Origin of the sequence: Arthrobacter horti (genome assembly GCF_030731045.1) — a bacterium.
GTDB classification, from domain to species: Bacteria; Actinomycetota; Actinomycetes; order Actinomycetales; family Micrococcaceae; genus Arthrobacter_E; species Arthrobacter_E nanjingensis.
Map to the genome: position 1 here is coordinate 197487 of NZ_JAVALS010000003.1, position 17410 is coordinate 214896.

Sequence of the window (17410 nt, forward strand, 5' to 3'; positions counted from 1 at the left end):
CACTATGGGTGACCACCGACGGACGAGCCGTCCCGTGATCGATGCTGCATGGCGCGCTCCGCGAGAACGCGGAGCGCCGGGGCTAGGTCGGACGTGACGTCGGCCGGCACCACCGAGTCCGCGACGACCTGGTCGATCGCTTCCCTGACCGCGTCCGAGGGGCTCTCCACGAGCGAGCGCCCGAGCTGGGCCAGCCGATCGACTGCCTCTGCGGACAGGTCCGGGAGGGCCAGACGGCGCAGGTCCGTCGCCTCGACCTTCAGCGCGCCGCCGCCGAGAACGGTGCAGGTCGATTCGAGATTGGCCCACGTCCAGCTCGAGTTCAGCAGCGCGAGCAGCGCGTCCGCCGGCAACGCTCCCGGCTCGACGGGCCACAGCGTCGAGAAGTTGGCGTCGACGACGACCCCGGAGCCGTTCCGGAACGCTTTCGGCCGGCCGCCGCACACACGACCGAGGAAGAGGGCCGGGCGGTGACGTGGGGCGAGGGCCGGTAGCTGGTACCAGAACTTCACCGGGCGACCGGTCCGGTCCGTCTTGTTGTTCGTCGCCACGGCCACGAGCTCGGGGAACAGCTTCGTTGGGTCTTTGGATGAAAGCGGGGTCGACGCGACCTGGGTTATCCACTTATCCACAGGCGATGGCAGGACCTCCGCGTCGCCGGGCCCCATGCGCTTCAGATCGGACGCGGTCACCCAGCCCTGGAGGTAGACCAGCCGGGAGGGCAGCAGTGACTCGTCGACCGCGAACCCTTCACCGAGCTCGTTCTGCCGCCGGACCGCCGGCAGCAGGCACTCGGGCGGGAGCGGGAGCGAGTCGATTCCCCAACGACGTGCAGGGCGCACGTCGGGATCGACGACGCTGACGTAGAAGAAGTCATTGGCACCGCTGCGCAGTCCCTGGCCGGTGCGCCAGCCGTAGGACTCGAGCGTCCGGACGAGGGCGCGGTCCGCCTCGGGGCCGAGGGTGGCGGCGACCCGTGGCGGCACCTGAGCGCCCTGGCCAGAAGCGGACACGGAAAGGCCGTGCTCGAGGTGCGCGTCGAGGCCGACCGTGACGACGACCGGAGTGCTGGAGGTGACCGAGCGCAGGGCCTCCGCGACCTCCGCTTCCGATCCGAGGGTTCCGCGCAGATCGCCGCCCGCCGCCAGGCGGCGTGTGGCACGCGCCATCACGGTCGCGCCGCCTGCTCCCTGCGCTGTCAGAGCGCGGCGTCTCGCCACGACCAGCTGCGTGCGGACCTGCGCGTCGTCGAACCAGGACGCGTCTCCGTCCTCGACGATGACCTCGATGTCGAAGGCGGCGTCCAGAAGCGTGCGCACCGCGTGGGCGTAGTTGCGGCTCAGCCACGCCTGTGGAGCGACGACGGCGAGCACGCCGCCAGGGCGCACGAGGGCGGCGCTGAGGAGCCAGGCCGGCACGGCGATGTCCGAGGTGCCGGGGTACTCCTTGGCCGCACGGAGCCACAGCCCCTTGTCGTCCTCTGATAGATCCCGCCGACCCGAGATCGCGCGGATCAGTCCGGCACGCACGCCGGCGCTCGTCGGCACGTCGATGCCATCCACCTGCGACCGGGACTGATAGCGGATGTACGGCGGGTTGGTGATCACCAGGTCGAACTGCGTCGAGGGAAGGGGAGCCGAGAAGGCGTCGCCGAGCGTGAGCTCCGTGCCTTCCACGCCGTCGAGCGCGGTACGGGCGCGGTCGAGGGCCACCGGGTCGAGCTCGATCCCGACCAGCCTCTCGGGGCGGGCTCCGACCGAGAGGCACGCCTGGAGCAGGTCGGCGGACCCGACCATCGGGTCGATGATGGACGCCGCGGAGCCCGCGTCCGCCAGCGCCGCGAGCAGTCTGCCGACGCGCTGGTCCGTGAAGTACTGGCCAAGCTGCTTCTTACGGGCCGCGTCTAGGAGGGCCTCGACCGTCAACCGGCACCCCTCATCCGGTAGACCGCCCGCGCGTCCATGGTGATCGGCACGCCGCCCACGAGGGCTGCGCCGACCAGCTCAGAGTAGCGGTGCTGCTCCTGGCGCGGGGTCATCGGGAGGCGGCCCGAGGGCCGCGGCTCGGCCAGCGCGAGGTCGCGCATGGTCGCGGCGACGGGCGGCGAGAGCTGGAGGGCACGCTTCTTCACGCGCAGCAGCGGGTCGCCGCTGACCGCGACGTGTCCGTTGACCTGCTTGAAGCTGGCCTGGGTCTTGTCGAGGATGCTCGCGGCGGTGACGACCAGCCCCGCGTCGGCGAGGCTCGATGCCAGCGCCTGCCACACCGAGGCTTGGGAGGAGTGGAACACGATCGTGGCCTCCGCGCTCGGCTTCATGACCCGGCCGACCTCGGAGAACACCGACGTCAGCAGGGCTTGGTACTCGCCGACTCCCTTGCCCTGCGCGGGCGAGATGATCGCCTCGTCCTCGATGCGCGTGGTCTTCCCGAGCCAGAGCTCGTTGAGCTGGTTGATCTCCGAGTAGGGGATGTAGCCCCCGAACGGCGGGTCGGTGAACACGTAGTCGATCGACTCGTCGCCCAGGTGGAGGTCGGCGCTGCTCCCCGTGACGATCGTCGCTTCGCCTGACAGACCGTGCAGTACCTCGAACGCTGCCGCGAAGGTCTTGATCTTGCGCTGGACGCCGGTGAACACGTTCTTCTCCACGGGCAGCCCACTGACGTACATGACCCCTGACTGCGCACCGGTGACGACGAAGTCCTTCGAGTTCTTCTTGAGCACGACTCGGGTCATCAGCGTGGAGTGGGCCGCGTTGTAGGAGAGGACCAGGAGGCGCAGGGCCTCGCGCAGCTCCTCGGACTCTTCCTCGATCAGCTGCCACAGCGTCGCGAGCGCCCGGAAGTTGCGGGCGGTGTACAGGTGATGCAGATGGGACATCCCCTGGTGGTATCCGCTGCGGTGGAGGTCTCCCCAGCGCAGCGGGACGATCGGTGCGCCGGCCGGCAGGTCGCGCGCGAGGGCGTCGGCCTCTGCCGCGGCGTCCTTTTCAGTGGCCGCACGGCTCCAGTTCCCTGTCGCGGACTTGCCGTACACCTTCCACGGCACCCGGCGGCGTCGGGTGTAGGCCTCCCCGGTCCACGGGTCCACGACGTCTTCGAGCACGCGCTTCCAGTCGTCGGGTGAGCCCGTGTGCCCGCACGAGCAGGTGAACTGGTCGTCGAAGCGCAGGGGTCCGTAGCGCACGCGCGTGTCGGCGTACGTCGTCTCGGTCCCGCAGCGCGGGCACGCCACGACGTCGCTCCAGATGATCTGTCGGACGGCACCGGCCTGTCCGTCCGGTCCCTCCGCGTCGTAGAGCGTCGGCTCCCGCTTCGTGGCAGCGTCCACGAGTCGTCGCGCCGCGGCCGCGAAGGCCTTCGGCTCCGGTGCATGCGTCATCACACGCGACAGCAGGGTCCCGATCTCCGAGAGTTCGTACACCGTGGCGTCCCTGGCTCCCCACTGGGGCTTCAGGCCCCGCTCGGCGGCGAGCTCGACCATCCGCCGGGTCGGCCGCTCGCACAGCAGCGCTGCGATCCCGGTGGTGCCGGACCCACCGAACACGTCCAGGACGTGGTCGCCGGGTTCCGTATGGCACGCGATGAACAGCGCGACGCTCTCCGCCGAGATCTTCGTGGGGTACGAGAACGCGTTGTAGAGAGCGCCGGTCCTGGCCGCGGGCAACGGCGACGAGTAGAGCTCTTCCAGGCCAGTGGCGCTCATGGTGCCTCCTTCTCGTCCTGGGCCGCCCGGGAGCGCCCCGTCGGTCGAATGCGTATCTCGTTGCGGGCCTCGTCGAGCGCGAACTGGAGTTCGCTCCCTGCATCGACGTCGAGGGCGCGCAAGAGCTCGACAGGGATACACACCTGCCGAACCTTCGTAAGGGCACGGGGTCCGTACCACACCACCTGGTCTGAGACCACGGGTTCAGCCTAGCAAACCTCTTAGTTCCAATAGAACTACAAGAACTAATAACTCTGCTCGCGCTCACCCGGCTTGTCGAGGGGGCAGCCCGACTGCCGTCTTAGTTCATGGCGGTGATCAGCACCCCGATGCCGACCAGCAGCAGCGCGGCGTAGAACGGCGCGATCGACCACGAAGCCCAGATCGAGGCTTCGGGCAGATAAGCGCGCCGGATCTTCCTCCAGGTCGACAGTCTGGGGGTGGGCGAGGCTAGTGGCTCGTCGGCGTCGACCGGGTCGAGCGTGTAGAGAGGCACCCTCCGGCTCGACCGCGCGACCGTGTTGTAGAGGCGGCGGAACTGCTTCTCGCTCTTGAGGTAGTTGGCGTCGAGGTAGGCGAAGAGGACGATGGCCGCCATGCCGAGCGCCGCGAGCTGCCAGGAGGACTGCGTCAACGCGAACCCGAACGTCGCCGTCACGATGGGCAGAAGCCAGCCCTTCGCCGCGGCGGAGGCCGCCGACTGCCTGGTCACGATCGCCTGGATGTAGTCGAGGTGCTTGCGCCGGTCCTCCGGCGCGATGGGCGGCTCTGACGTGGTCCGCTGCCGGCCCACGGCGGTGCGGACGTCGAGCATCGCACGCTCCTTGGCGGTCTCCGAGTAGTCCGTCTCCGCCGGCCAGATGGGACCCATGCGGTCGTCGGACCAGCGGGGGACGAGGTGCACGTGCAGGTGAGGGACGGTCTGGGTCGCGGCCGCTCCGTTGGACTGGATGACGTTGAGGCCTTCCGGGTGGATGGCGTCGCGGATGGCGTCGGCGAGCAGCAGCCCTGCCCGCGAGAGCTGCGCGGCTTCGTCGGGACCGAGCGACCAGATGTCCGGGACATGACGCCGCGGCACCAGGAGCACATGCCCGAGCACGGCCGGCTCCGTGGGGAAGAACGCCACGACGTTCTCGTCCCGGTACACCTCGCGGACGTCCGGGTCGTCTCGGTCGACGATCTCGCAGAACTCGCAGACGTCGCCCGTCACCAGCGCGCCTTCGCCTGGGCGACCCAGCCTTCGAGGTTGCGGGTCAGGTTCGCGTAGGTCTGCTTCGTGTCGATCCTTCCCTGCCAGTCGGTCACGGTCGGATCGAACACGGGGATGCCGCTCACTCCGGACGCCTTGTCAAAGGGGCTCGCCCCCTTGCGGTCGGCGGTGCCGAAGGACGACAGGCCGTGGATGTGGATCCCGACCAGGGGCTTCTTCTCGCTCCACGCCTTCTGGATCTCGTAGATCACCCAGGGGCGGCTGGCGGTCTCCTGGCCGATGAGCACCACGACGGCGCGCTTGTACTTCATCTGCTCGTCGATCCAGTCGACGATCCCCTGCTGGCCGCGTCGCCGCACGGCCTCCCAGTCCTGCGCGTTGAGCAGTGCCTGTCCTTCCAGGGCGTTGATGTTGCGGACGAGCTGGACGCGATTGACGTCGCGCTCGTAGTGGAACGAGTAGAACACTGTCTTGGTGGCCACCGCCGGCTCCTTGCTCTCCGAGGGCGAGCGGTTCTCGCCCCCTTCGATGACAGTAGGAACAGCCACTGACATTTAAGCGGCGGAAGACGCGTCGTTACCGGCACCGAGCCGGGAACGGCTGACGGCACGTTCGGCGTCCGGCTTCGTTGAGATGGAGGCGCAAGCGCGCCAGCTGCGCCAACAACCCGTCTGAACCTCGACGACCAGGCGGTCGTCAGTGCTCCGGATCAGCCGATACGCGTACGCGCGTCGCCGACGACCGAGCTGACGGACAGCTCCGCGCCCAGAGCTGCGGCATGAGCGCGGAGGATCCCGATCCTCACGCCGTCGAGGTCCCCGCGCTCGATCCGGGAGACCAGGCGCGCGCCGACGCTGATGCTCTTGGCCAGCTGCGCCTGCGTCAGGCCGAGTCCCTCGCGCCGTTCGCGGAGCCACTGCCCACGGATCTCGGCCAGCATCCTCCGCTTGTGCGCTTCGACTCGTCCACGGTCCACGGGGAGTTCGGCGAGGTGGTCTTTCCCCCTCTTGGTCATCCGTGCTCCTCGCGGTCGTCGGACGAGGAGAATTCGATCCACTCTTGGCGCTGCTCCTGTGTCGACACGGAGAGGACCCAGCGCTCGACCGGCCAGAAGCCCATTGCGACCAGCGACGCCGACCACGTGCTGAATGCCTGGGCCTGGTCGTCTGCGACGACGGAGCTCAGATCGGTCCTGCTGGTCGTTTTGAGATCGATGATTGCGCATCGATGTCGATCCAGACCGGCCACGAGGTCCGGCCGCGTGATCCGCGGGCGCTCCCGTCCTGGCATCGCGAACGAGGGCTGCGACCACAGCCAGGTCCATTGTTGCTCTACGGACTCTTCCTGGATGCACTCAGCGGCCAGATTGGCAGTGACCTCGAGACGGTCGATGACCCAACACTGCGTACGGTCGTCCAAGGCCAGGAAGTCGTAAAGGGTCTTCGACCACCACGGGCCGGCGGGGTCCACTGAGAGCTGAGCCTCTGACCAGTCCTCGACAGCTTTCGGGGACTGGAGGCTCGAAGCGAGGAACCTCGCCGCATCGCGCACGTCTTCGCGGATGGTGGCGATTCTCGACCATCGACGGTGCTCCCCGATCCAGTCGCACCGGTGCCCGTCCTGGAGCACCTGCGGTTTGGCGTATGGCATGCACACCGCGCGATCGACGAGAGTACCCAGAACTGAATACCGCGAAAGCTCCCCGCTCACGGCCAAGTCTCCAAGTCGTAACACCTGCTCATTGGCAAATTGTCGCAAGCAAGACCGACATCTGCGATGCAGGCGACGTGCGACCGGCAGGTACGAAGCTGCTGTAACGTCACGCTGAGGCTCGATGGTGTAATGCCTCGCGCCGCTTGGAGCCCTTCAGTTCGGGCCCGTGGAATCGTCTTTGCCCCGGGCTCTACCGCAGGTCCTCGAAGGGGTCGGCGATCGTCTGCAGGCCGTGCCGCGGGCAGATCCAGGCGATGCGCACACCGAAGCCGTCCGCGCACACCGCAGGGTCGGGCTCGCAGTCTCCGCCGCACTCAGCGCATGTCCTGTACGACTCATCGCTGGGCACGCGGATCTCGAGCCCGTCCGGGCCGTTGATCCGCTCGAAATCCATCGTCCAAGCGTATGTCTGGCGCTGCCGTAAAATCGAGGCATGGACCTGTCAATCCAGGAACTCTTCTCAGACCGAGTGTTCAACGCTGGCACGAGCTACGCGGGCAAGAGGTTCGCCGCCGGCCGCGCCGCCGAGCTGCTCGCCGAAGATCCGACCCGGAGCGCTCAGCAGCTGGTCGACCTGCTCCGTGCGGAGGCGGACGAGGCGGAGGCCGAGTTCCAGCGCCTCCGCGGCGAAGACTGAGCTCAGCCCGCAGCATCCGCGACGACGCGGTAGACCGTCTGCCTGCTCACGCCGAACATCGCGCCGATCTCGGCGGGCGAGTGCTCACCCTCGGCGTGAAGGCGGACCACCTGCCTTTTCTGCGCGGCGGAGAGCTTGGGCTGCCTGCCTGTCATCTTCGCCCGGCGCTCGGGGACCGCCAGCGCCTCCTTGGTCCGCGCGGAGATGAGGTCGCGCTCGAACTCGGCGAAGAGGCCGAGCATGCCGAAGAACAACTTGTCCATCGGGTCGGTCGGGTCGTAGGGCTTGCCGCCGAGCGAGAGGGTGATCCCTCGCGACTGGAGCTCCTGGGCGATGTCGCCGAGGTCACGGGCGGACCTGCCGAGCCGGTCAAGCTTGGTGACGACGAACATGTCGTGGGGACGCAGCGCCTTCAGCGCGCCTTCCAGTCCCGGCCGCTGCCGGCTCTTCCCGGACAGCCCCTCATCGAAGTACAGATACTCGGGCTCCACGCCGAGCCGGGCGAGCTGTTCGCGCTGGGCCTCGAGGTCCTGCTCGTCGGTGCTCACTCGTGCATAGCCGATCTTCGTGCTCATATCTCCGGCCTCCATTGAGATTTGAATTGGACAGGGTTTCTGGACACTCCGTCGTGCAGCACGGCCGGGGAACCCTCGGCTCCCCGGCGGTGTCCGCGAGACGGTCGTCAACTGGACACCGCAGTGGGCGTCCTCAACACCAGGCGCTCCACCAGCACGTCGACGCCGGCGACCGTGTCGACGACGTGGACCTCGGCACCGGCCCGGCGCATCTTCTCGATGGTCTGCTCCTGCAGCCGGCGGAGCTTCCCGCCGGGTCGCTTCGTCTCGACGAACACGGTGCCCGTGGGCGCGACGACGACCCGGTCGGGGACGCCGGCCCGGCCGGGGGACGTGAACTTCCAGCAGAGGAAGCCCACCTCGCGGCACCGGGCCAGGAGGTGGGCTTCGACCTTTTGCTCGCGCATCGTCACTTGAAGTACCCGGCGACATCTTCACCTGCGTCGACGCAGTACTGCTGGAACTTCGCCTTCTCACCATCGACGTCGGTGGTCGCGGTCTCCAGCAGACCGACCCGCATCGCCTTATCGGTCACCTCGGCCCGGGTCGTCTCGGTGGGGCGTTCCCCACCCATGGGTCGTCCTTCTCGCCGTCGCCGTTGTCGAGCCACCTCACGGTTCGGTCCTTGCCGGTGCCCTCGAACGTGGCCTTCGCCTCTCGAGCGGCGGTGCCGGTACAGAGGACCTCTCGGTACGTGACCTGGTCGCCGTCAACGTGCCACTGCAGCATCCACGGCCCGACGACCCTGCTCGGCGAGAGCAGCCCGCCGGGCTTCATCGCTTTGACGTAGCTGGTGCCGGTCTCGGGATCGAGGTCGACGAGCGGCAGCTTCAGCTTGGCGCTCTCGGTCGGCTCCGGCGGCGCGGTCGACTCGGCGCTGGCCGCGGGCGAGGGCTTCTCGGAGGGCACCGGGTCGGCCGGTGCGCTGCTCCTGGGCCTGCCGTCGGCCTCGCTCGGCGCGGGCTCGACGACGACGCAGCCGGTCAGGACCACCGCAGCCGGTCAGGACCACCGCAGCTAGTGCCAGGCCAGCGACGGTGCCGGTGATCTTGGTCGTGGTGCTCATCGCGCACCGTCCTTCCGGGCAGAGATGATCGAACGGGAGGCAAGGCTGCGCACGCTGCGCGAGATCGCCTCGGGGAGGAGCAGCGTCGTCATGACGCCGCCGACGAGGGCTCCGATGAGGAACTCCATGATCACTGCCCCGACTTCCGGATCATGTTGGCCCGGACCCACGCGAGGATCTGGTCCTGCGCGATGATCAGGCCGCCGACGATGAGTCCGACCGCCAGGGCGATCCACCAGGTGGTGAGGAGGCCGATGCCGAACGCCACCGCGGTCCTCAGGACCATGAATCCGACCGTGTAGGCCAGCGCGAACACCACGAGCTTGAACAGCGAGGACTTGACGATGGCCGCCTGGATCTCGTCGTAGATGCGCCGCAGCGTCGACTTCGTGAAGGCGAGGTCGTCGTCCCCGGGCTTCTCGGGCAGGCGGAGGATGCCGGCCTTGAACATGTAGCCGACGAGGGTTACGAGGAAGATCGTCACGCCCGAGGCGGCCATCTCGGCGAAGCCGGACAGCGAGAGCTGCCAGGCGAAGATCGTCAGACCCGCCGAGATGAACAGAGTGACGAGGATGTTCCAGCCCTTGTCCCCTCCGAAGTTGACCGTGGTGTTGTGCACGTGGACCTCGCCCTTCGGGTCGGGCTCGCTCGCCGGGACCTGCCCCGGCCTGTCGATGGTGCTCATCGCTGAATCTCCTTCTTGTCCATCCCTTCTTGCGGCTTCTCGCCCGGGTCGGTCCCGGTCCGCTCGCTCGGCTGATTCCGCGCGCCGCCTCCGCGTAGTGGTCGTGCTTGGCTGGTCAGTTGGAGCCTGTGCTCCCTGACTCGTCCGCCGCGACGAGCACCTCGTCGTCGAACACCGGCTCGTCGTCGAAGTCCTCGTCCGGGTCGATGACCGTCGGCTGATCGGGCTGCGCCGACCTGGTCGGTGCCTTCGGTCGCGCCGGTGCCAACGGTGCTCCGCCCAGCTCCGCGGGCGGCTCCGGCTCGTCGACGGCTGCACTGCGCTGAGGCACGGCAGAGGCGGCCGGAGCCGGGGTCCGGCCTCGGACCATCGGAGACTTCGGCTTGCCCTTGTGCACGACCCCCGGCCAGCCGTGGCGGCGGATCTGCCAGGCCGTCAGCAGCAGCCCCAGTACGAGCTGCGACCACCCGTAGACCAGGCCGACATTCGACCAGTGGACGGCGAAGGTGATGGCCGGGTAGAAGTGCGCGGTCGCGAGGACGAGCAGCGACCTGAAGATCAGCGCTGCGATCACGCCGAGCACGGCCGCCCCTGCCGCGGCGAAGAGCCAGGGCCTGCACCGCGGCACGTGGCCGCGCTTGAGAGCGGTCTCCGTCGTCGCGCGGTACGCGACGAGCGAGAAGCCGAGAGCCGGCCCCGTCGCGAGGACCACCGTCGGGACGATGATCAGCGCGAGGAAGCAGGCGCGGGCCATCGTTTCCTTGGAGTCCTCGCCCCCGGCGACGAACCGGGCGTGGAGCGGCTTGATCCTGCCCTCGTGAAAGGACGAGTCGGCCGCGCCTGCGTCCTTGTTGCTCTTCTGCGCCGCGCGTCGCTTGAGGTCGTTGGCCATGCGCCGGTCGCTCAGGTGCCAGTGCGCTTCGTGGGCCAGGAGCCAGTCGGCGCGCACGCGCTCGTGGCGGTTGACGGCGCTCACGGCTGAGCCTCGCCGTCGGTCGTAGTCAGGCACGGGCGCAGCTCCTCTGCCGTCTGCGCCGGCATGCACTGCTGCACCTGCTGGATCACGCCGTCCTGGACCATCCCGGTGGCGAACGACCCTCCTGCGATCACGCCCGCCAGGAAGATGCCGCCGACGATCACCAGGAAGGCGATCGCCTTGAAGACGAAGCCGAAGTTCATCTCGCCACTCCCTATCTCTCGTGCTGGATTGGTAGTGTTCCACTTGCTACCATAATACTATCCCAAGTCGGGCAACGCATTCAACAGGCAGGAGAGAACACATGAAGCAGCTGAGCGCAAAGCAGTACGCGCCACTGGCCGAGAACGAGCAGCAGGCGTTCCGGACCGAGGCCAGGAAGCGGGGCATCGGCAGCGGGCTGCTTGCCCGGGCCCTGCTCCTGGACGGGCTCGATCGGCTCGGAGAGCCAGCGGTCGAGCGCCGGATCGACGACGAGAAGGCGGCGACGAAGGACCGCATCCGTGAGGGTGCCCGCGCGGCGGCTCAGCAGCGCTGGGCCGGCGATGAAGGAGCGAAGTGATGTTCACGACGAAGGCCAAGAAGAGCGCGGCGGCCGCGACCTCGGGCGACCACTCGCAGCAGACCCCCTATGCCGGCTCCATCGACGGCGTCGCGGTCGAGACCGCCCCGCACGTCCTGGTGAGCGGGCCCACGGGGCGCGGAAAGACGACCAGGGTCCTGGCCATGGGGGCGATGCTCTGGTGCGGCCCGCGGGTGGTGGTTTCTTCGAAGACGGACTTTCTTAGGTGGCTGGTCATCAAGGGGATCCGCGGCTTCGGTCCGCTCTATGTCATGGATCTCGCCGGAGAGCTCGACGACTCGTTCGGCTGGCTGCGGGGCATCGACTACACCCGGGTGGTCTCGGACCCCACCGCGCTCATCGAGAACGACGACGATGCCCTGGCGATGGCCTCCCTGCTGATGAAGGTCGGCGCGCTGGGCGCGTCCGACGGCGCTGACGGGGGCGGTTCCAACGACGCCTTCTGGCAGACGCTGGCCGCGCAGCCACTTGCTGCCCTACTGCTGGCGGGCAAGGCGAGCGGCGAAGGCATCTCGTGGACGGTGCGAGCCGCGGGCAAGCCCGACAAGGAGGACGAGAACGACGTCTCCCCGTCGTGGGCGAACGCCTACGAGCTGATCGAGACGAGTTCCTTCCACGCGGCGGACCTGCAGGCCGTCGTGCAGATGGAAGCGAAGCTCAAGGACTCGATCACGGCCACGATGAAGTCCGGCCTGACTCCGTGGCTGCTGACCAACGTCCGCGGTGGACGGGGCGCGACGGCGTTCTCCCCGTCCATGCTCGAGGGCCCGGACGAGCCGACCCTGGCGATCATCGCGCCGGCGGACGGCGTCGCCGCCGGTGCCGCCGTGGGAGCGATCGAGACGGTGATCCGGCACTGGCGGCGCGGCATCGAGCGCGGACTGCCGCGTCTGCTGCTCAGCGTCGACGAGGCCGTGAACACGGCCCCGCTGCCGAAGCTGCCCACGTACATCACCGAGGCGCGCGGCCTCGGCGTGGCCTGCGTGATCGCGGTCCAGAGCACCAAGCAGATGGAGCTGCGTTGGGGCGAGACCGGTGCTGCTGTCCTGCGAGAGGTCTTCCCTGCGTTCCTCATCCTCGACGGCGCTCCTGAGTTCGCGGCGCTCGAGCTGGCGAGCAAGTGGAGCGGCGAGCACGACGTGCTGCGCGAGACGATCAACGCCGACCAGACGAGGACGACGGCGGCGGAGAAGGCACCGAGGCGTACCGTCTCCGACCTCCTCCCCGACGGCGTTGAGGAGGGCAGGCTGCTGCTCTACGGCAAGGAGGGCAAGAGGGTCCAGCTGCCGGGCATCTGGGACTACGCCGCCTGACCGGGCGCACAAGAGAGGCCGTGGACATCGTGTCCACGGCCTCTCTCGTGCCTGAGGGGAAGGCTGGGCTCACCGGCCGAGGCCGCGGTCCTGGGCGTCGCGCTCGCACGCGGCCCTCGCCTTCGCGCTGAACCTGTCGGAGGCGCTCTGCTCCTTCGCCTCGCGCCGCTCGGCCTTCTGCTCCACCTCCTTGTCCCTCTTCTCGGTCGCGTCATCGTGCCGCTCCCGCTCGGCCTCCCGGCGATCGCGGTCCTGGGTCTGTGCCCGCTCCTGGACCTCCCTCTGCTGCTCCACCTGGCGCTGCTGCTCGGCGGCGTGCCTGTCCTGCTCGAGCTGGGCCTGCCTCTCGGCCTCGGCCTGGTGCTGCGCCTCGAGCTCCGCCTGGCGCTGGGCCTCGGCCTGGACCTCCATCTGGGCATCGCGCTGCTGCTGAGCGGCCCGCTCGGCCACCTGCTCCTGCGCGACGTCCACGTCGCCGGCCATCGCCTCCTCGCGCCGCTGGCGCGCCTGGTCGCGGCTCTTCGCGAGGTCCTTCTCCGCCTTCCGGAACTCGGGGGAGTTCAGCTCCTGCTCGCCGAAGCGGTGGGCCACGGCCTCCTTGTTCTCGGTCGCGAGCAGGTGGCGGATCTGCGCCGCCTTCTCGCGATCGACGTCGTCCTGGGTCTGCTGTGCCATCGTTCTTTCCTCTCGCTGGTTTCTGTCGTCCGTTTCGGTCAGGCGCTCCGCCGGCGCAGCTCGTCGGCCTCGTCGCGCCAGTTGCGGGCCTGGGCGCGCATCTGCTCGACCTTGTCGAGCGAGTCGACGTAGGCGCTGGACCCGAAGCGGAAGTGGACCGCGGCCCGGGCCTCGCGCTCATCGGCGTGCTCCTCGTAGAGGGCGGCGCGCTTCTCGAGGCTCGCTACCTCGATCTGCGTGATCTTGTCCATCGCTTTCACCTCCTTCCTGTCCTCCGTCGGTTCCGTGCCTCGCCGGCCAGCGACGAGGAACTCCTGTCAGCCCAGCCCGCGGTCGCCGTCGCCACGGCTCTTCGATGTGCTCACCGCCTGCGCGAACTTGTCCGAGGCGCGTGGTGCCTCCGCCTCGCGGGCGAGGTCCTCGGAGGCGCGCTGCTTCTCGAGGACGTCGGGTCCGATGGGGCCGCGATGCGACGGGCCCAGCGACTTCGTGTTCGCCGTGTAGCCGCCGCGCGTCGCGGGCATCACGTTGCCCCGTACCGCGAGCACCTCCCTGCCCTCGACCTCGACGGCGTTGTCGCCGGCGGCCTGGCGGAGCTCGCGGTATTGCGACGGCGTGAGCTGCTGGACCGTCCTCGTGCCCTCGACCTCGCGGCCGTCGCGGAGGCGCTTCTGCCTCGAGGCGTGCAGGTGGAGGCCGCGCTGGCCCTGCGCCGCCGGGTCCGCCGCCGAGAGCTGGAAGTCGACGTAGGCCCCGCCGTCCTCGCGCTCGGCCCGGACGACGGCGAGGAGCTCGGCGTCCTTCATCTGCTCGCCGCGGAGCACGCCGACCTGGCGCTCGCGCCGCAGCGGGACCGGCTTCGTGGCGGTCGTGCCCGCCGAGGACGGCGGAGCCGCCTGCGCGGCGTCAGCGGTCGTCGTCTCGAAGCGGCGTCGCTCGAACGGCTTCTGCGCCTCGGGAGCCAGTGACTGCGTCGCTGCCTGCTCGGCGAGGGCGGCCGCGCTTGCCTCGCGCTCGGCCTGCGCGGTCTCCCAGTCCGCCTTCCAGCCGTGGGCGAGGTGCCGCTCCCGCTCGGTGCCGGTCATCCCGCGCGCCGCCCACAGCTCCTCGACCGTTGTGCCGTCCTCGGCGGCCCGGTCCGCGAGCCACGCGTCGAGCTCTGCTTCCTGCTGCTCGTCCAGCGCCATCAGCTCGGCCCGTTCCTGCAGCGACGCGATCGTCGCGTCCGGCAATTCGGGGACCTCCTTCGCGGGGCCGACAGAGCGCCGCTCGAGCGGCTTCCAGTCGCCCTGTGCGAGGAGTTCGAGCTGCTCGGCGATGCCGATGTTCGAGTACCGGTCTCCGAGCTTCGTGCTGCCGATCGCCTGCGCGCGGCCGGGCACCACGAACGACCGGATGCGGTCGCCCTTCTGCGTGGAGCGCAGCTTCAGCTCGACGTCACCGGAGGTGCTCGCGACCGCGGCGAGCCGTGCCACGCGATCCTCTGGGGCGAGCAGCGCGAACGAGTCTCGGTCCTCCCAGAGCTCGCCGAACGCCGCCTCGATGCCCCGGCGGGCCCTGTCGTGGTCGGAGATCTCGCCGCGCTCCCGGGACCAGAAGTCCTTGTCGGTGGTGCGCTTGGCACGGTACTCGGGGCTGCCGACCTCCGGCAGCACTGCGCGGTCCTGCGGGGCCAGGCCGAACTCGTGGCCGCGGGTTTCGAGGAACCTGTCCCACCGCGCGCGGTAGCTGTCGACGTGCGTAATCGCGCCTGCGACGCGCTGGCCCGCCTTGAACTCCCTGCCCTCGACGACCATGTCGGTGTGCACGACGGCGTTCATCGCCTCGTGGACATGGAACTTCCCGCCTTCGCCGCGCTCGATCGCGGCCTTCGAGCCCTTCGCGTCGCCGTGCGCGACGAACTTGCTCTGGGTGCCCGGCGTGTCCTGCTCGCGGAAGGCGACCACGGCCTCGAACGCCCGCAGGCACTGGTCCGGGTCGTCGGGGTTCACCGTCGCGAGATCGAAGGAGTAGATGAAGTGGTGTGCCTCGTCGCGCTTCTCGAACGGCACCTGCGGCTCGATCCTGAGGTGCGTCGCCGTCTCGTTCGGCTTCGCGGCGCGCCAGTTCTTCCCGACCTTGAGGTGGGTGGCGTCGGAGGGATCGTCCGGCTCGGCGTACCGGGCCGCGACTGTGCGCATCGCGCCCTGCTGGCCGTGCTCCTCGCGCAGCGCGCGGAACTCCGCCTTGGCCGTCTCGGGGCGGCAGTGCTGGCCCGCCTCGTAGAGCACACGCGGGAGGTCGTTGCCCTCCTTCTCCCGGCCGAGGTAGTCGTCGAGGTTGGGCGAGGACTTCGTCGGGATGTGCTTCACCGTGGCCGACATGCTCGGACCACCGCCTCCACGTGCGCGTCCTGCTCGGCCATCGTCGCCATCCGCTCGAGAGCCGGCTCCAGCCGGCGTTGCGCGAGCTCGATCGCGGCCGTCGGGATCATCCCCGCCCTGCCGTACTTCGCGATCTGGTGCCCGAGCTTCGTCAGGGTGTTGAGGAGGTGCCCGACGGCCCGGACCTGCTTCGACAGCTCCGAGTAGGCGCGGGTGCGCTCGTCGAGCGCGGCGAGCACCGCCGCGACGTCGTCGGGGCGGAGGGAGGGAAGGCCCTCCTTGCCTTCGGCGGCGTCGGAGGCTGCGAGATCGTCGTCGGTGAGCAGGTCGAGGAGACGACCCACGGCTGCGGAACGGCCGCGCAGAGGCGGCTCCATCGCCTGCACCTCGTCCAGACGCGTCGCCTGCTCGAGCGTGATGCGAGCCGCGATCGACACGACCTTCGGTGCGCTCTTCGTCGTCATCCGGCTCACCTTCCCGAGTCGTCGATATGGATGTGCGATCAATTTAGCTACTACCGAAATACTACCAGAGTTAGAGGGGTACGGCCAGGGAGCCAGCAAGCACCCCCGTAAACATCTCGCTCCGCTCGCCCGCGCTTCGCGCGATTCGGGGTGCTGCCGGCCAGGGGGCTCCGCCCCCGTGGACCCCCGGGCATGGACCCCTCGCGCAGGCGCTCGGGCCAGGTGCGCGGACGCCTCTCCACGACCGAGCACCACGACGCTGCGGACGATGCCTCGTTGCGCCACGAGGGACCAGGAGCCGTGAGGCTGACCGCCGCGGGGCCCGATCCGGTCTCGTCCCGGGCTCCGCGAGGTCCGGTGAGGGCCATGTCGACGCCAGGGGGAGACCTGAAAGCGACCAGCAGAGGTGCCAGGGGTGGAGCGGGTCTCTTGCGGGTCCCCCTGGGTCTCATCCCGGCTCTGCGTGGGTCTCGAGCGGGGCCGAAGGAGGTTCGGCCGATGGCTCGAGCGAGACCCGAGGAAGACCGGGTCTCCTTCGGGTCTCCGTCGGGTCCCGACGAGGAGTGATCGAGCCCTCGGCGAGCCCGAGCGAAGCCCAAGGCTGGACCCGAAGTAGCCCTGGGCGAATGTGGCCCGCGAGCGTGGCCTGATTCGGGTCTCGTCGGGGTCCGCGCAGGGTCGCCACAGAGCGTCGCCGCAAGCCCACGTGGGACCTGAACGAGGCCCGACCGGGATGGTGGGGATGCGGAGATCAGAACTCATGTCGTGCTCGCTCTGCTCGCTGGGCTTGGTTCCTGCCCGCTCTCGGTCAGCCTGGAATGGACGGCTGGTGGATCCCGCCGGCGTGCGCGAGTGAATCGAGAACACACCGCAGCGCCTCGGGATCGAGTCCCGTGATGGCGTCGCCGAGGTCGAGGGGGTGCGAAGGGCTGGCGAGCGAGGACGCGATATCCAGCACACGCCTCTCGCCGCCGCTGAGGTACCCGCCCGCCTCCGCGGCGACGTCCTCATCGAACCAGAACGAGCCGACCCCGCCGCCCTCGCGGACCCACGGGCCGTCGAGCAGGCGGCTGCGGCTGAACGCGATGAGCAGCTCCACCGCGGCTTCCTGGGCGAGGATCCCTGCGGCCCAGGAGCGCAGGCCCTCGGCGCGGCGCTCGTGGCCGGCGGCGCTCACAGCGGGTCGCCCCAGGTCTCGGCCTCGGACGTGGAGCCGTCCTCGCGCGTGACAACGCACCGCACGTTCGACGGCGCGCGCAGCTGCGTGCGCAGGATCGTCTCCCGGTAGTTGTCCTCCGTCCCAGGCCCGCGCCGCACGAACGCCAAGAAGACGGTGCCGCCGTCGGGGTAGAGCAGCGTGATCTTGCGCCAGCAGTCCGAGGGGACCGCGTCGAGCGGGTGGCCCGGGACGCGGTCGCCGTACAGGGTGGCCTCGGTGGTGAACATG

24 protein-coding genes are annotated in these 17410 nt (G+C 69.3%); 4 read left to right on the top strand and 20 right to left on the bottom strand.

From position 1 onward, the window contains the following. Positions 1–2 precede the first annotated feature (2 nt). From Q9R02_RS06965 to Q9R02_RS06995, 7 genes are all read right to left on the bottom strand, one after another. Entirely contained in the window at positions 3–1925 is a 1923-nt protein-coding gene (locus Q9R02_RS06965; RefSeq protein ID WP_305995932.1) for an N-6 DNA methylase, read from the bottom strand. Continuing rightward, positions 1922–3703, bottom strand: coding sequence for a DNA methyltransferase (locus Q9R02_RS06970; RefSeq protein ID WP_305995933.1), 1782 nt, complete (start codon positions 3701–3703; stop codon positions 1922–1924). The genes Q9R02_RS06965 and Q9R02_RS06970 overlap by 4 nt, the downstream gene beginning before the upstream one ends. A 301-nt stretch (positions 3704–4004) precedes the next feature. Then, on the bottom strand, positions 4005–4913 hold the full coding sequence (locus Q9R02_RS06975) for an HIT family protein (protein ID WP_305995934.1): 909 nt from the start codon (positions 4911–4913) through the stop codon (positions 4005–4007). Beyond that, positions 4910–5395 carry a TIR domain-containing protein gene (locus Q9R02_RS06980; protein WP_305995935.1) on the bottom strand — a complete coding sequence of 162 codons (486 nt, stop codon included), beginning with the start codon at positions 5393–5395 and terminating at the stop codon, positions 4910–4912. Before Q9R02_RS06980 ends, Q9R02_RS06975 begins: the two co-directional genes overlap by 4 nt. A 227-nt stretch (positions 5396–5622) precedes the next feature. Next, positions 5623–5928, bottom strand: a complete 306-nt coding sequence (locus Q9R02_RS06985) for a helix-turn-helix domain-containing protein (RefSeq protein ID WP_305995936.1) — start codon at positions 5926–5928, stop codon at positions 5623–5625. Further along, positions 5925–6623, bottom strand: coding sequence for a hypothetical protein (locus Q9R02_RS06990; protein ID WP_305995937.1), 699 nt, complete (start codon positions 6621–6623; stop codon positions 5925–5927). Before Q9R02_RS06990 ends, Q9R02_RS06985 begins: the two co-directional genes overlap by 4 nt. A gap of 193 nt (positions 6624–6816) precedes the next feature. Then, entirely contained in the window at positions 6817–7020 is a 204-nt protein-coding gene (locus Q9R02_RS06995) for a hypothetical protein (protein ID WP_305995938.1), read from the bottom strand. Positions 7021–7059: 39 nt separating this feature from the next. Here Q9R02_RS06995 and Q9R02_RS07000 point away from each other — a divergent pair, with 39 nt between their 5' ends. Further along, positions 7060–7263, top strand: coding sequence for a hypothetical protein (locus Q9R02_RS07000; protein ID WP_305995939.1), 204 nt, complete (start codon positions 7060–7062; stop codon positions 7261–7263). A 2-nt stretch (positions 7264–7265) separates the two neighbouring features. On the opposite strand, the gene Q9R02_RS07005 is transcribed toward Q9R02_RS07000, so the two are convergent. The 3 genes from Q9R02_RS07005 to Q9R02_RS07015 all read right to left on the bottom strand — a co-directional run bounded on the left by Q9R02_RS07005 (position 7266) and on the right by Q9R02_RS07015 (position 8412). Next, complete coding sequence (locus tag Q9R02_RS07005) at positions 7266–7838, bottom strand: recombinase family protein (protein WP_305995940.1); 573 nt, start codon at positions 7836–7838, stop codon at positions 7266–7268. 107 nt (positions 7839–7945) lie between these two features. Then, complete coding sequence (locus Q9R02_RS07010; RefSeq protein ID WP_305995941.1) at positions 7946–8245, bottom strand: VRR-NUC domain-containing protein; 300 nt, start codon at positions 8243–8245, stop codon at positions 7946–7948. Positions 8246–8247: 2 nt separating this feature from the next. Continuing rightward, positions 8248–8412 carry a hypothetical protein gene (locus Q9R02_RS07015; protein ID WP_305995942.1) on the bottom strand — a complete coding sequence of 55 codons (165 nt, stop codon included), beginning with the start codon at positions 8410–8412 and terminating at the stop codon, positions 8248–8250. A 261-nt stretch (positions 8413–8673) separates the two neighbouring features. Between Q9R02_RS07015 and Q9R02_RS07020 the strand changes: the two genes are divergently transcribed. After that, entirely contained in the window at positions 8674–8859 is a 186-nt protein-coding gene (locus Q9R02_RS07020; RefSeq protein ID WP_305995943.1) for a hypothetical protein, read from the top strand. Between the two features lie 41 nt (positions 8860–8900). Here the strand turns inward: Q9R02_RS07020 and Q9R02_RS07025 are convergent, their stop codons facing one another. The 4 genes from Q9R02_RS07025 to Q9R02_RS07040 all read right to left on the bottom strand — a co-directional run bounded on the left by Q9R02_RS07025 (position 8901) and on the right by Q9R02_RS07040 (position 10768). Then, a complete protein-coding gene (locus Q9R02_RS07025) occupies positions 8901–9032 on the bottom strand; it encodes a hypothetical protein (RefSeq protein WP_305995944.1) in 132 nt (43 codons plus the stop codon). Positions 9033–9034: 2 nt separating this feature from the next. Further along, positions 9035–9589 (bottom strand): hypothetical protein, encoded by a 555-nt coding sequence (locus Q9R02_RS07030; protein WP_305995945.1) that lies wholly within the window; start codon positions 9587–9589, stop codon positions 9035–9037. Between the two features lie 115 nt (positions 9590–9704). Continuing rightward, a complete protein-coding gene (locus tag Q9R02_RS07035) occupies positions 9705–10598 on the bottom strand; it encodes a hypothetical protein (protein WP_305995946.1) in 894 nt (297 codons plus the stop codon). Beyond that, on the bottom strand, positions 10562–10768 hold the full coding sequence (locus Q9R02_RS07040; protein ID WP_305995947.1) for a hypothetical protein: 207 nt from the start codon (positions 10766–10768) through the stop codon (positions 10562–10564). Before Q9R02_RS07040 ends, Q9R02_RS07035 begins: the two co-directional genes overlap by 37 nt. Positions 10769–10869: 101 nt before the next feature. On the opposite strand from Q9R02_RS07040, the gene Q9R02_RS07045 reads away from it, so the two are divergent. Together Q9R02_RS07045 and Q9R02_RS07050 are read left to right on the top strand one after the other, a co-directional pair. Continuing rightward, positions 10870–11127 carry a hypothetical protein gene (locus tag Q9R02_RS07045; protein WP_305995948.1) on the top strand — a complete coding sequence of 86 codons (258 nt, stop codon included), beginning with the start codon at positions 10870–10872 and terminating at the stop codon, positions 11125–11127. Continuing rightward, on the top strand, positions 11127–12461 hold the full coding sequence (locus tag Q9R02_RS07050) for a type IV secretory system conjugative DNA transfer family protein (protein ID WP_305995949.1): 1335 nt from the start codon (positions 11127–11129) through the stop codon (positions 12459–12461). The genes Q9R02_RS07045 and Q9R02_RS07050 overlap by 1 nt, the downstream gene beginning before the upstream one ends. Positions 12462–12530: 69 nt before the next feature. Here Q9R02_RS07050 and Q9R02_RS07055 read toward each other — a convergent pair whose 3' ends face one another. The 6 genes from Q9R02_RS07055 to Q9R02_RS07080 all read right to left on the bottom strand — a co-directional run bounded on the left by Q9R02_RS07055 (position 12531) and on the right by Q9R02_RS07080 (position 17409). Beyond that, positions 12531–13136: a hypothetical protein gene (locus Q9R02_RS07055; protein ID WP_305995950.1), complete on the bottom strand. Its 606-nt coding sequence runs from the start codon at positions 13134–13136 to the stop codon at positions 12531–12533. 38 nt (positions 13137–13174) lie between these two features. After that, entirely contained in the window at positions 13175–13387 is a 213-nt protein-coding gene (locus Q9R02_RS07060) for a hypothetical protein (RefSeq protein WP_305995951.1), read from the bottom strand. A gap of 66 nt (positions 13388–13453) precedes the next feature. Beyond that, the gene (locus tag Q9R02_RS07065) at positions 13454–15499 is read right to left on the bottom strand and encodes a hypothetical protein (protein ID WP_305995952.1); all 2046 of its coding nucleotides are present in this window, start codon (positions 15497–15499) and stop codon (positions 13454–13456) included. Continuing rightward, positions 15484–15963: a hypothetical protein gene (locus tag Q9R02_RS07070; protein WP_305995953.1), complete on the bottom strand. Its 480-nt coding sequence runs from the start codon at positions 15961–15963 to the stop codon at positions 15484–15486. The genes Q9R02_RS07065 and Q9R02_RS07070 overlap by 16 nt, the downstream gene beginning before the upstream one ends. Positions 15964–16771: 808 nt before the next feature. Next, a complete protein-coding gene (locus Q9R02_RS07075) occupies positions 16772–17140 on the bottom strand; it encodes a P-loop NTPase family protein (protein ID WP_305995954.1) in 369 nt (122 codons plus the stop codon). Beyond that, the gene (locus Q9R02_RS07080) at positions 17137–17409 is read right to left on the bottom strand and encodes a hypothetical protein (protein ID WP_305995955.1); all 273 of its coding nucleotides are present in this window, start codon (positions 17407–17409) and stop codon (positions 17137–17139) included. Before Q9R02_RS07080 ends, Q9R02_RS07075 begins: the two co-directional genes overlap by 4 nt. Position 17410 lies beyond the last annotated feature (1 nt).